Consider the following 13480-nt stretch of genomic DNA (forward strand, 5'->3'; position numbering starts at 1 on the left):
AAGGCGTACTCGCGTCGGCTACCGCTCGATCAGTGTTCCGTAGAGTTGTGCATAGGCCCCGATGATCGTGTCGTGATCATAGTCGCGGCGCACGCGTTCGCGCATGGTTTCGCCCATCGCCGATCGCATCGCCGGATCGCCCGCGATCGCGAGGATTCCCGCTGCGGTCGCTGCGGGATTGACCAGCGGGGTGATGATACCGCCATGGCCGGAGTCCGCCCCGCCGCGTCCTTCGATCATCTCGCGGCAACTCCCGACGTCGGGCGCGACCACGGGGATCCCGCAGGCGCCACCTTCGAGGATCACCAGCGGTTGCGCTTCGGACAGGCTGGTGAGCACGAGCAGGTCGATCTTCGCCATCCAGTCCTCGATCCGCACGCGCCCCGCGAAGTGGAAGACCGGGGACAGGCCCAGATCCTCGACCAGCCGCGAGCATTCCGCGGCATATTCCGGGTCCTCGTCCTCGGGGCCGAGCACGACGAAGCGGATGTCGGGGCGTTCGGCATGCACGATCGCGGCGGCGCGGATGAACGTCTTCACGTCCTTGATCGGAACCACGCGGCCAAGCAATGCGACCAGCGGGTGTGCCAGATCGCGCTGGTCGGGGAGTGTGGCGAACCGCTTCGAATCGATCCCGTTGGGAATGACGCGGACCCGATCGGCAGCGGCACCCAGCCGGCGCTGGACCGCCGTATTCTCGCCGTACAGCGCCACGATCGGATCGCAGCTGTCATAGCAGGCGGTCGCATAGCTGGTGAAGGCACGGACCCAGAGGTCGCGCAGATCGCGCACGCTGCGTTCGAGCTCGAGCCCGGTGTCGACCTGATCGCCGATCCAGTCCGCCATCATCACCTCGATCTGGCGTTCGAGCAGATAGATGCCGTGTTCGGTGATGAACGCCGGGCGCCCCGTCTCGCGCGCGGCGCGGGCGGCGAGCAGACCTGCGAACCCGGTCGAGATCGTGTGATAGGCCTTGGCGCGCGGCAGGGGCGCGGTCAGCACCGCGAGCAACCCGCCGAGCAGCACGCGCATCGCCCAGAAATAATGGTGGAACGAGGCCTTGGGCAGCATCGCCTGATAATGGCGCCTGAGCCGTGCGAAGACGGCCGGGTGCGACAGGATGTCACCGGGGGCAAGCGGTCGCGCGATGCCGCCGATCACGTCGATCAGCGTCGCCAGCCGGTCCGCGCCACCGGTCGCGACGAACGCGACCAGCGCGTCGGCGATCGGCACTGCGATCCGATCCGGGATTGCGCGCGGCATCGCCGGCGCGGGCGCCAGACCGATTTCGACCACCGCGACGACGTTGGGCGGCGGGGCGAGCTGGAACGCGAGCAGCCCCGCACCCGGCTTGATCGCGGCGATCACGAACCGGACGTCGGGCAGATGCGTGATCAGATCCTGCAGCCAGCCGGAGACGCCGCCGATCACATAGGGATAGGCGCCCTCGACGATCAGGCAGATATCGGCGTCCGGCATGTGGAGCGGCGCGTGCCGGGACGTTTCGGCCAAGGCGGACAGCGGGATCATGCCACCGCGCCCGTCAGCCACCAGTTCGCAATCGTCGTTGCGCCGCGGTCGTTCGCGCCGGTCGGACCATCGGCCCGGTCCGCCGACGCCTGGATCGCGGTCGCCATCCAGTCGATCGCGTCATAATCGCCCGCAGCCCAGAACGCCTCGATCATCAACGCATCGCGCGTGTCCGCATGCCGTTCGTCCGCCCCGCCCAATCCCGCGGCGGCCATCGTCGCAACCGCGTCCTCGCGCAGGTGGAGGCGCTGCGAGTCGGACAGCAGCACGTCCGAACGCGCGTGATCCCCGAGCAGCCGTGCCAGGTTGGTCGCGGCATCGGGATCGGCGTCGTCCGCAATACAAGCCGAGAGCCGCGCACGGGCGAGCACCAGATTTTCCGCGACGCGCGCCGACGCGGCCGCCGCAAGCGCGCGGATGGTCTGGTCGCTATCGGTCAGCGCCAGTGCGATGAGCGGCGACAGCGCGGGCTCGAAGGACCGCACCACGGTCTCCAGTGCCCGCCGCCGCTCGGCGACCGCGCCGTGACGCATGATCGTGACGAGTGAACTCAGCGTATCGGGGGTGGCGTGATGTACCCGCCCGTCGAGCATGCGGGCCACCGCGAGACGCGCGCCGCGCTGTGCAGAACGCCCGGCAACAGGGCCGAACATCTCGTCGTCGCTCCGGGGTGCGGCGGACTTGACCCGGCCTGCCAGGGGGAGGGCAATAAGCAGGCCAAGCGGGCCCATCACACCGAGCATCGCTGCCGCAAAACCAGCCGCCGCACCGCTGCGGAGCCACAAGGTGAGCCCAATTCCGCTAGCCAAGGCATGGACCGCGAGTGCCCAGCCAACCGCGGGTCCGGAAAGCCAGAACGCCGTTAGGACGACCATCTCCAGCAGCGCGAGCGCAGTGAGGCGGCGGATCACGCGACCAGCCCGGCGGCCCTGACCGGCCGCTGGGTCGCGTGCATCGTATCGGCGAGCAGCGGCGTCAGCCAGGCGGCGATCTCGGTCAGTTCGGCGGTACGGCTGGCGTTCAGCGTCTCGAACGGCAGCGCGTGGAGGACCAGGCACCCGACGAGTTCGCCGGTCTTCCGATCGGACAAGGCGATCGCGGCGACACCGACACCGTCGAGCAGGCTACGATCACTGCGTTTCGCAACGTGCAGGATCCCGTGGGGCCGTGCCATCCGCTCCATCAACGTCGCTGGCAGGGTGTCGCGCCGTCCCGCGGTAACCGGCCCGCGAATCCATGCGCGCGCCTCGTCACCGGTCATGCGGTAACAGGTGAAGTCGGGGGTCCGCGCGGCAAGTGCGATCAATTCGCCGATCGCGCCACGTCGTTCAGCCAGGTCCTGCGAACAGAGTCGCGCGGCCGTCTCGATCGCATGGCCGACGGTATGCGCCTCGGTCGCGATCTGCACCTGCAACAGCCGGTTGGTCCGCGACAGCGCCGCAAACGCCTCGGTCAGCCGTGCCAGATTCCGCGCCGCGACCCCGCCGCGCTTTTCCAGCCGATCGTGCCGTGCGGTCCGCATGATCGTCACCTCGCCGATGACTCCGGCAGCGACGAACCACATTAATGGCTGGAGCGACAAATGGAACAGATGGTCGAGATAGTCGCGCGCGCCCGTGTCGTCGTGGACATGCGCGAGCCATAGCCCCGACGCGATGGCGGCGGCAACGACGCCGGGGCCGGTGCCATAGGCGAGCGCCATCACCAGCACCGGCAGCCAATAGGGGTTGGGCTGAACGCGCGTGAAGCCGGTTTCGCCCGTCAGCCACCAGTCGAGCGCCGCCAGCGCGGCGAAGGTGAGCGCGATCTCCAAGGCAATCCGCAAGGGGCGTCGCCACCGGGCCTGCCATTTTGGCGCAGCGTCGTCGTGCGTCACTGCGTATCCCCGAGGCTGCGTGTCAGCAGCGCGCGCGCATAAAGCTGGCGGCCGGCAAAGCCCTGCCGCGCGATCGACGTGATGCCGCCGCTGCCCTCGACCCGCCACGCGACCGCGATCGGGGCGGCGAGGGCGAGGCTGGCGGTGGGGCCATCGCCGCCGAACCGATCGACGGTCCAGCCTGCGAGCGCGGTCATCTGCACCGCGCCGACCGCGCCACTGGCGAGGCCCTGGAGGGTGTGGTTCTCGCGGGTGGCCAGCGGGATGACGGCAAGGCGGTCTGCGCCAAGCTGCATACGCTGAACATATTCCGCGTCGAAGCGGTAGGTCAGCCCGAGCGCCGGGAACTGACGGCGAATGAGATAATCCACCCCGGCGCTTGCGACGATGGTGTCGCTTGCACCGCTACCGTTTGCGAGGCCGTACCGGTAGGCGCCGATATCTCCTTGCGCGACCACGCCTGGCGTCAGGCGGTAGGTGACGCCGATCAGCGCGCGCGAGAGATACCCTCCCGCCAGCACCTGCGCCGGGGTCGAATAGTCGGGCATGTGGCGGGTCACGGTCGCGCGGTATTGCGCGTCGGCGGCCCCTGCCGTGATCCTGGCACCGCCACCCGTCACCGCGTCGTCAAGCGCGGCGGAGGCGAAGAGCTGGATGCGGACCGCGCCGTCGAATGCTGCGGCCAGCGACGCGTCGACGACGGTGTCGCCGGATCGCTCGGTCGGCGCGGCGGTGGCGACACTGCTGACGAGATGGCGAACGCCGCCGCCAACGTCGAGGGTGTCACCGACAGCTGCATCGATCCGCGCGGCGAATTCGGTCTGTGCGAGGTCGCTGCCGTCACGCGCGGTGATACCGATGCTGGCGGTGCCGGCTGCGGCGGCGATCGTACGCCGTGCGGCCAGGTCGTCCGCCTTGAGCGCGCGGTACTCGCGGGCGGCGCCGCGGACGTCGCCCTGCGCGAGACGCGTGTCGGCGAGCAGACGGGCGGCGCGTCGGTCGGCAGGATAGCGCTGTGCCAGCTTCGTAGCAGCGCGCAGGGCCGATCCCGGATAGCCGGCGGCCACGTCCGCCTCGATTGCAGCCAGTGCGGCGTCGGACGCGCTGTCGTCGGCGGTTTCGAGCAGCGCGGCGTCCGCGGGTGGAGAGAAGGCGAGCGCGACGACCGGGCCTGTCTGCCGCCAGCGCATCGTCCAGCCCGCCGCGGGACGGAGGACCAGGCTGTCGTCGTTCCAGCGCAGATCGCCGATCGCGTCGCCCGCCGCCTCGCGGAACGCGGCGAGCCGCGCCGGCGCGATCGGTCGATCGAACCGCGCGACCAGTTCGCCGTCACGATCCTCGATCCGGACGACGGCGTCGTCGGGCCAGGCGAGCCGGGACTCGGACGTGACGATCCGGCCATCCGCAAAGACGGTCCGGGGTATGGTCAGCACCGGCGCATCCGCGAGGCAGAAAAACAGGATGATCACTGCGCCAGCACCGTCCGCGCCCGGCCCGGCTGGCCCTGCGTGATCAGCAGCCGGGCGTGCAGCGCGGCGAGCGATCGGTCCTGCGGCGTTTCGGATCGCAGCGTCTCGACCAATCTTACCGCCTCGTCCCGCCGACCGAGCTTCTCGAGCACTTCCGCGCGCGCCCTGCTGTCGGCGGGAGTCTGGGCGAGCGCGCGTTCGAGCCAGGGGCGTGCCCCCCGCACGCCATTGATCCGCGCCTGCACGTCGGCCATCAAGCGCAGCGCGGGCAGATCGGTCGGGGTGGTCGCAAGATGCGCGTCGAGCCATTGTCCCGCAGCCTTCGCATCGCCCGCGTTCCACGCCACCCAGGCGAGATCGAGCTGATCACGCGGCGCAGCGATCCCGGCAGCGACGCGGCGTTTCGTGATCGCCGCCGCCTGTGCCAGATCGATCCGCACGGGCGCCGCAGCTGACACGGCACGGACCTGATCGGGGGACAGCGTGCGGCCGTCGAGCAAGGCCGCCAGCACCGTCCGACCACCGGCGTCATTGCCCGCCGCGCGCGCCAGAGACAGCCGCATCAGCATCACGTCGGTCTCGTCCGCGAGCGGATGCCGGGTGACGAACGCCAGCGCCGCGCCCGGTTGATCGCGTTCGGCATAGCAGGCCAGCCAGGTGCGCTGCCGGATCGCACTGCCTTGCAGGCTCTGCTGTTTCAGCCAGGCGAGATCGTCGGATCCGGGACGCGGACCCATCAGGTAGAGCAGGCGCTGCGCTGCCGGCGCAGTCGGTGCGAGCCCGGCCGCCGCACGCCGCAGCACCGCCGTCGCATCCCCGCGATACCCGGCCGCGATCAGGCGCTCCGCAATCGGCTCGAGCGGCGCGCCGGATGCGGTCGCATGTGCGAGCAACTCGGTCCGCAGACCGGCACGGTCGCCGGCCTCGGTCAGGATCACCTCGCGTGCCGCCTGTCTCTGCTCGACGGGGAGAAAGCCGGCTGCCCGCAATCCTGCGGCGGTGTCCTTGGAACGCGCCGCCACCCGGATGGCGAGCCAGGGGTCCGCGGCGCGCCAGTTCGCGGTCGTCGCGGTGTCGAGCAGCGCGATAAGGTCGCGCCGCCCGGCCGTGTCGGCACGCCGCGCGAGATCGAGCGCCAGCGCGGTATCGGGCGGCGGGATGACGTGGTTCGCCGCCGCCACGATCACCAAGTCGGGCCGATCGATCGCATAGGCCGCCGCGACGATGTCCGCGGCGGGCAGGGGGCCGCGCTTTTCCGCTGCCCGCGCGACCAGCGCGGCGGCGTTCGCATCGCGTCCGATCCGGTGAAGCAGGTCGATCCGGAGCCGCCACGTCGCTGTGGTCCCACCATCGGGCCGGGCCGCGAGATAGTCGAGCGCGACCGCCGGTCGCTTCGCAGCGACCAGATCATAGGCGACCTGCAGCGTCGACACCGGCTGGCCTTCGGCGATCAGCCGCGCGGTGAGCGCGGCGAGCGTCGCCGCGTCCGCAGTCGCGATCTGCGCCGTGATGGACGGATGCGCAGGCGGCAGTATCGGCGGCGAAACCGGCCCAGCGGGAATCGAACTGCGCGCGGCCGAAACCGGTACCGGCTGCGCCCGACGAACGGCGGGGAGGATCTCGCGCTCCTTCGGCAACAGCATCAGCCCGCCCGCGAGGAGACCGATCCCGGTCAGCGCGGGCAGCAGGAGCGCAAGCCGTGCGCGGTGGCGGTCGATCCTCACCCGGCCGGCTCCGGCATGAGGCGGTCGAGCGCCAGGGTCGCGACATAGGGGCTGAACCCCGCCGCGCGCTCGCGCGCATACAGTGCCGTGACCTGTTTCGTATCCGCCGGATCCCAGTAATCCAGCGTCATCAGCGACAGCGCCGGGTTCCGCGCCTTTGCGGTGCGCAGGCGACCCGCTTGCCAGGCCCAGTCCGAATCGCTCAGCAACTCATAGTGTTTGGCCGCAAAATTCCACCGCGACGCCATCGCCTCGCCGAGCAGATAGTCGATCTTCGGCGCGACGTCGGGCAGCAGCGCATAGCCGCGGTTGAGCATGATGCGGATCTTGGGGAAGCGGGCGCGCACGGCGGCGATCAGCGATACGCCTGCCGCTACCATGCCCTTGTTGGCCACCGGATCCTGCTGTTCCATCGCCTCGGCGTTATCCATCGTATCGATGAAGATTCCGTCATAGCCGAGCGCGAGGATCGCGGGGACGAGCCGGTCGAGCACCGCTGCCTGCCACGCCGGATGACGCAGGTCGGCGAGTCGTGCATCGGGCCAGTTGGGGTTGGCGGCCTTGAGCGCACCGGCCTTGTCCAGCCCGGCGAAATAGGGTCGGTTGCGTTCGACTTCCCCGAAGCTGACATAGCCGAGTAGCGTACTGCCCGGGCCACGAAGCGCCGCGATCGGCCGCGCGTGATGCGGCTCGAGGACCAGCAACGCGCAGCCGCGTGCCAGCACGGGATCGGTCGCAGCCCCGTAATCGACGCCCCAGCGCAACCCGGCGTTCGCGTTCGGTCCAGGCGCAGCGACAGACTGGTGGCGGCTGCCCAAGGTCCACCCGGCCGCGCCGAGCGCCAGCATTCTCTGGACGATCCAGCGGCGGCGCATATCCGTAAATCCCGTCACAACAGACGCCCTCCATGCCCCACGACGGAGGGATTGTTGCCGACGAACAGCAGATAGGTGAGGTTGACCGTGGCTTCAGCGACCAGCGCGAGGCCGACCGATGCACCGACGACGGCGCCGGCCATATAGCCCCAGCCGAACGCGGCGAACCCCGTGTCCCACTGGAGAAGCGTCGCCACGCCGCTGCCGATCGCGAAGGCAGTCCAGGTCACGAGGATCCGCCCGAACAGGTCATAATATGCCAGCACGACCGTGGCCGCGATCACCACGAGGTGGAAGACGGTGCCGAGCGCGGTCTGGCGAAATGCGAAGACCGCGCGTGCGTCCGCGCCGATCAGCTCGAACAGCGGCACCGCGAACACCCAGGCGAGCGCCGCGACGAGGGCCTGTACGAGCAGCATGATCCGCAGCCCGTCGAACATCGTCCGCGCCAGGTCGCTGCGCGCCTCCTCGATACGCTGCAGCGTCGAGGTGCCGGTACACCGGACGATCATGTCGCCGAATGCGCGATCGAACCGCGTCTCGGCGACGATCAGCAACAGCGTCAGGCCCGGCACCATCGTCAGCAGCCCCAGAAAACTGCCCTGATCGTTGATCGGGTTCAGCCGGAGCAGCCCGATCGCGCGAATGCTCTGCGGCCCCGTCCACAGGAGCCATTTGTCGATCCAGATCGCCGCGACCCCGGCAATGCCCGCCGCGGCAACGATAAGTGCGAGGCGTGGCGCCATCGCGTCCCGCGTCGGCAGGACGGGCGACGCCGAGAAATGTCGGCGGATCACCGCCATGATCGCGGCGAGCGTCAGGCCGACGCCCCCGGCAATGATTGCAAGCACGGCAGAGACGCCAGGCCTTGGCAGGAGCGCCAACAGCAGCGTCGCGACGCCGATGCCCAGCAGATAGGCGAGAGGTATCGCGCGGTACCGTCGCAATGCGGTGAGCAAGGGTGCCGCGATCCAGACCTGTGTCAGCCAGGCGAGAATCAGCGTCGCAAGCGCGGCCTCGCCAATTGGAAGTCCGGCAAGGGTTCCGAACACGATCGCCCCGATCGCCAGCGCGATCCCGCCGCCGGCCGCGAGCGCGACCAGCATGATGCTCGATACGCCGCCTGCGTCCCGCGCGAAGATCCGATCCGCGGCCATCCGCGTCGCGAGGATGCCGACCGGCGCCGCAGCGAGCGCGGACAGGCTGAACGCATAGACGAGGATCGTCTGGACGGTCCGCGCGCCGCGTGCGCCGAGATGCGTACCCAACCAGTGGGTGAGCAACGCCATCGCGACCGCGGTGATCAACCACGGTCCCGCGCTGATCACCGCGCCGAATGCAGCGGCGCCGACGATTCCGCCGACACCGCCCTCGCGCGCGGTTTTCGCTAACTGGAAGCCTATGCCCGCCATAACTTCGCCGGCCTATGGCGCAGCTTACATGAAGAAATCGTTCGCGGTCAGCACATGTTTACCGGCCAGCGCGATCGAGAAATCGGCGCCCGCACCGCTGTCGATATTGCCCTCGACCACGGTGAATTCCTTCCCGCCGATCATCTGGTAGCTGTAGCGCAACTGCCCCGGCGCGGTGAAGCGCGCGCTCGTGCCGATGAAGCTGAACGCCTGATCGCCGCGCGCGAACAGCGACGTGTTGGCGTCGATCATCGACAGGTCGATCTTGTCCTGCCCGACGGTGAAGTCGGTGATCACGTCGCGCGACGCCGATGCGAGGCTGTCGCCCTTGGCCTCGAACCGGAAGATGTCCGCGCCGGCACCGCCGGTCATCATGTCCAAGTCGTCGCCACCGATCAGGATGTCGTTGCCGTCGCCGCCGCTCAGGACATCCCTGCCATTGCCGCCGATCAGCGTGTCGTTGCCCGCGCCGCCGTTGAGCGTGTCGCTGCCGAGCCCGCCGGTGAGCCGGTCGTTGCCGCCGAGCCCGTTGAGCACGTCATTACCCCAGCTGCCGTCGAGCACATCCTGCTCGCTGGTGCCGTTGATCGTCTCAGAAAATATCGTCCCGGTCTTCGTGATGCCGACCACGTCCGTCACGCCGATCGTCAGCGTCTGCGTGTCGATCGCGCCGCGTGCGTCGGTCGCGACCACCGTCACGCCGTAGATATTGTCGCGGTTGGCATCGGTGGGCGCCTCGAAATCGGGCGCGGTGACGAACTTGAGCACACCCGTCGTCGCGTCGATCGAGAAATTCGCGCCGTCGCCGCCCGCACCGATCGAATATTTGATCGAATCGCCCCAGACGATGTTGGCGTCGGTCGCGGTGATCGTCGTCAGTGCCGTGCCGTTCTCAGCGATCGACAGCGATCCCGTCGTGCCGCCCGCGAACGACGTCAGCACCGGATCGACATTGGCCTGATGACCGATCTTCACATCGTGAACGCCGATCGCGCCGAGGTCGATGGTCAGGATCTCGCCGATCTGGCTGGCGATCGTCCCGCCGCTCACCGTCGTCCAGTCGGTGCCGGGCGCCTTCAGATCGACGGTGACTTTGCCCTCGCCCTCGACCGTGAACGCCAGGTCGCGTCCGTCGCCGCTCAGTGTCGTCAGCGTCGCGCGCATCGGCAGCGCGGTGATGTGGGTCACGTCGTCCGCCACCGCGCCCATCGTGATCACATAGGTCCCGCCCGCCTTGGGCAGGAACACGGTGTCCGCGTCATAGGCGTACCAGCCCGCGACACCCTTGATCACTTGGCCACTGCTCTGGCCGTCGACGTCGAGCGAGAAGCTGCCCGTCGTCGCGCCGACCGTCGCGGTGATCGTGTTGCCGACGACGGTCGAGGTGATCGTCGTATTCTGGAACGCGCTGACCCGGCCTGCCAGATCGGCAAGCGTCACGAACTCCACCCCCGCCGCCGCGGCCTGCGCGATGAAGGTGGTGAACATCTGCTTGGTGTACGGGCTGGTGGCGCCGTCGCTCGACCACATGGTCGGGCCGTAATCATGCCACGGCCACACCACGACCGGCGCATCGCCACCGGCGGTCAGCGCGGCGAATTCCTTGGCCCAGATGGCGCTGGCTTCGGCAACGGTCTTCTTCTGGAACTCGATCAGCGAGAAGTCGAACGACGTGTTCGGCGCGATATAAACCTTGTCGTCCGCGGCATTCTGCGGGGTCATGTACCCGACCGCGTTGGGATAACCCGCACCGACGCCCGAATAGCCGCCGCTGAGATAGGTCACGTATTTCAGGATTTCCTGGCTCGTCGCGATCTGCTCGGGCGCGCCCGGTACCGCGGCACCGCCGACCGTCACGGTCTTGCCGAGATACGCGCTCAGCTGCTTTTCCAGCTCGGCGCGCGACTGGCCGAACTCGAACGCGATCTGCGCATCGGTCAGCAGATTGGTGTTCTCGGGATGCGTGTAGCTGTGCGAGCCGACCTCGTTGCCGGCATCGAGCAACGCCTTATAGACGGGCAGCGAGACCGCCCAGTCGGTTGTCTGACCGTTCGCGGCATCGTTGCCGACATTGACGTAATAGCTGCCGACGAAATTATAGTCGGTCTTCCATTCGGTGAGGATCGGCAGCAGCTTGTCGTAGATACCAGGCGCGGTCCCCGCCGGATTGACCTCGTCGCGCTCCTGGCTCTGGTCCATGTCGACGCGCGACGCGAACAGGCCGCTCTGCCGCGTCATCTGCAACCCGACCGACAGGCCGTTGCCATGGACCGAATAATCGATCGCCTTCTGGAGCAGATTGTCGTCGGCCATCACCGCTTCGCTCGAGAACAGCACGTTGCGCCCGCCGGTCTGCGTCGCGATCGCCGCCGCATAGGTCTGGCCGTTGACCGTCTCGGTCGCGATCGTCGTGCCGGTTCCGCTGACGCTGGTGAACGCGTTCCAGCCGATGCCGGTATATTGGCGGATGACCTGCCCGTCGGCATAGCCGTCGAGCACCAGCTGTGACGTATCGCTCGCCTTGACCGTCACGTCGGCCGGAAAGCCGCCGGTGACGCGCGTCGCGTCGAACAACAGTTTCATCCGTGAGTAGGAGTCACCGGCCAGCGCGGCATTGTCCGCGCCGTTGGTCATGAACTCGCCCGCCGCGACCAGGCCGATGCCGAACTGCGTGGTCGCCTGTTCCAGAGTCTGCGCGATCTGGTCGGCCTTGTCCGCCTCGACGTTGCGGAACGACGGGAAAACGATCGTGTCGTATTTGGCCAGCGTCGCCAGGTTGGTGAGATCGCCTTCCGTCAGGATGTCGAACGGCACGCCCGCCTGCATCGCCTGGCTCTGCGCCGCCATGAACAGCTGCGAATAGGCAGTCTTGCTGAAATAGGCGTTGGCGGTCGTATCGGACCAGACGATCGCGATGCGGTGGGAGGGATCGGCGACGACGCCGGTGTCGTTGAACACGGTGAACGCGGGGTTCGAATAGCTGCCGGGCAGGAATGCGGTGTCGTTGACGTCGTAGATCGTGTCGATCGCGTTCGGATTGCCGATCGCCGCCTTTGGGACCTTGAATTCGACGGTGGTGCGATCCGCCGACCACGCCGCCTGCAGGCCGCTGGCGATCAGCGTCTGCCCCGCCGCGCCGCTGTACAGCGAGACCGTGCCGTCGGCGGCGAAATTGACATTGAACTCGGCACCACCTGCGAACCCGAACACCTGATAGCCGGTGGCCGCGTTGCGATCGGTGTTGAGCCACGCGGTGGTGTTTGCGCCGATCGCCGTCGGCGCGGTCATCGCGAAGGCAAAATCCGCGCCATCGCTGCGGGCATAGATCGCGTAGCCGGCACCGAGGCCACGGTCGATCCGGTCGCCGGCGGTCCAGTCGTTCAGAGTGCCATCAACGGTCACCGGAGTTGCGTTCGCCATTCTTTGTCCCCGCTTCGGTCTCGGGCGTCATGCGAGCGCCAGGCCGCTCGTCATCAAGCTCGAGCGTCAACTAGCGAAGACCGTCGGTCTTTCGAACAACTTAGATGAATGGTTAACGTCGAACTTGTATCACCATGGTACGCGATTACTGGTGGTATACCCGAGCGTCGGGGCGGCGGCGTCATGCGGGAAAACCCTGATGAATGGCAAAGCGGTGTCAATGGTAACGAACATTGATCACGTGCGCCTATCGTGTCAGGCTAACCCAGTTTAGTCGAGGTGAACTCAATTCGCTGCATGCGAATGACTGGCCACGCCTTGTCGGCCTTGTCCTTGGCCGGCGCGTATCGATAATGCTTTATCATCGAAGAACAGGCGCCGGTATCGAATGGCGCAGAGCCGCTCGACGTTATAACCGAACAGCGTCGGATCGCGCCGTCTTCCCCGACCAGATAGGCCAGGGTGACAGCAACGGACTTCTGCCCCGCCGGCAGCTTCGCGACTTCCAGCACGATGTCTGCCGGCACCTTGGGTGTACGGGTCGGAGCATCGAAGAAGAGTTCCATGTGCCACCGAACCCGCATCCGGTAGACACCGTACATGGGCGACCCGGTCTCGTCCGTAGCGGGCGCATATTTACCCCGCAGCACCCCGGCTGCACACGCCTTCAGGTCCAGATCCTTGGATCCGCTGGTCGAAACAACGCCGCACGTCTGCGGCTTTCCGGTCGGATCGATCAGGATCTCGACCACCGTGTAGCCGCTCTTGCCCGTACCGACTGCGCGCGAGACGTAATCGTCGGACGTGAGCATCTCACTCGCGTTGCGGACGATCACGGGCGTCAGCGTGCCCTGTCCCCCCAGCACGAGCATCACCAGCCAGAACATTCGCCTCTCCCCGTTGCGGATAGTGCTTCGTGGTAGCTGGAACCCCAGGCTGTTGACGCTCGTCTCGCTGGTAGGATCGCCCACCCGACCCGATGCCCGCAGGTGATATTCTTCCCGGCATCGCACCCAACGGCGATCAGGGTTCCGGCAGCTGAAGCATGATCATCTGACCCTGCCGCGAGCCCGGGGCTCCGCCGGACGAACCGATCGCATTCAAAGGGGTGCCCGTCAGGCGCGGGCGGCATGGTGCGGCGTCCCGTCGCGGCGGAAAACATGGCATAGTGCGA

At 67.8% G+C, this 13480-nt stretch carries 9 protein-coding genes; all 9 read right to left on the reverse strand.

Annotated features, from left to right (window positions below):
* Window positions 1–18: 18 nt before the first annotated feature.
* Window positions 19–1551 (reverse strand): GT4 family glycosyltransferase PelF, encoded by a 1533-nt coding sequence (pelF, locus tag IFT54_RS12995; protein WP_342354830.1) that lies wholly within the window; start codon window positions 1549–1551, stop codon window positions 19–21.
* Window positions 1527–2441 carry a hypothetical protein gene (locus tag IFT54_RS13000; protein WP_192070952.1) on the reverse strand — a complete coding sequence of 305 codons (915 nt, stop codon included), beginning with the start codon at window positions 2439–2441 and terminating at the stop codon, window positions 1527–1529. Before IFT54_RS13000 ends, pelF begins: the two co-directional genes overlap by 25 nt.
* Window positions 2438–3355: a hypothetical protein gene (locus tag IFT54_RS13005; protein WP_192070953.1), complete on the reverse strand. Its 918-nt coding sequence runs from the start codon at window positions 3353–3355 to the stop codon at window positions 2438–2440. Before IFT54_RS13005 ends, IFT54_RS13000 begins: the two co-directional genes overlap by 4 nt.
* Window positions 3356–3402: 47 nt before the next feature.
* Window positions 3403–4875 (reverse strand): hypothetical protein, encoded by a 1473-nt coding sequence (locus IFT54_RS13010; protein WP_192070954.1) that lies wholly within the window; start codon window positions 4873–4875, stop codon window positions 3403–3405.
* A complete protein-coding gene (locus IFT54_RS13015; protein ID WP_192070955.1) occupies window positions 4872–6599 on the reverse strand; it encodes a tetratricopeptide repeat protein in 1728 nt (575 codons plus the stop codon). Before IFT54_RS13015 ends, IFT54_RS13010 begins: the two co-directional genes overlap by 4 nt.
* Window positions 6596–7474 (reverse strand): endo alpha-1,4 polygalactosaminidase, encoded by an 879-nt coding sequence (locus IFT54_RS13020; protein ID WP_244648951.1) that lies wholly within the window; start codon window positions 7472–7474, stop codon window positions 6596–6598. The genes IFT54_RS13015 and IFT54_RS13020 overlap by 4 nt, the downstream gene beginning before the upstream one ends.
* Window positions 7475–7488: 14 nt before the next feature.
* The gene (pelG, locus tag IFT54_RS13025) at window positions 7489–8886 is read right to left on the reverse strand and encodes an exopolysaccharide Pel transporter PelG (protein ID WP_192070956.1); all 1398 of its coding nucleotides are present in this window, start codon (window positions 8884–8886) and stop codon (window positions 7489–7491) included.
* Between the two features lie 24 nt (window positions 8887–8910).
* Complete coding sequence (locus tag IFT54_RS13030; RefSeq protein ID WP_192070957.1) at window positions 8911–12306, reverse strand: M10 family metallopeptidase C-terminal domain-containing protein; 3396 nt, start codon at window positions 12304–12306, stop codon at window positions 8911–8913.
* A 260-nt stretch (window positions 12307–12566) separates the two neighbouring features.
* Entirely contained in the window at window positions 12567–13193 is a 627-nt protein-coding gene (locus IFT54_RS13035) for an energy transducer TonB (protein ID WP_192070958.1), read from the reverse strand.
* Window positions 13194–13480 lie beyond the last annotated feature (287 nt).

The sequence above is a fragment of the Sphingomonas sp. CFBP 13714 genome (assembly GCF_014842205.1).
In the GTDB taxonomy this organism is placed as follows: Bacteria; Pseudomonadota; Alphaproteobacteria; order Sphingomonadales; family Sphingomonadaceae; genus Sphingomonas; species Sphingomonas aerolata.

Bases quoted from the DNA above. Each gene is read 5' to 3' on its own strand.
- IFT54_RS13020 (WP_244648951.1), bottom strand. From the start codon at position 7,474: ATGCGCCGCCGCTGGATCGTCCAGAGAATGCTGGCGCTCGGCGCGGCC.
- pelG (WP_192070956.1), bottom strand. From the start codon at position 8,886: ATGGCGGGCATAGGCTTCCAGTTAGCGAAAACCGCGCGCGAGGGCGGT.
- IFT54_RS13030 (WP_192070957.1), bottom strand. From the start codon at position 12,306: ATGGCGAACGCAACTCCGGTGACCGTTGATGGCACTCTGAACGACTGG.
- IFT54_RS13035 (WP_192070958.1), bottom strand. From the start codon at position 13,193: ATGTTCTGGCTGGTGATGCTCGTGCTGGGGGGACAGGGCACGCTGACG.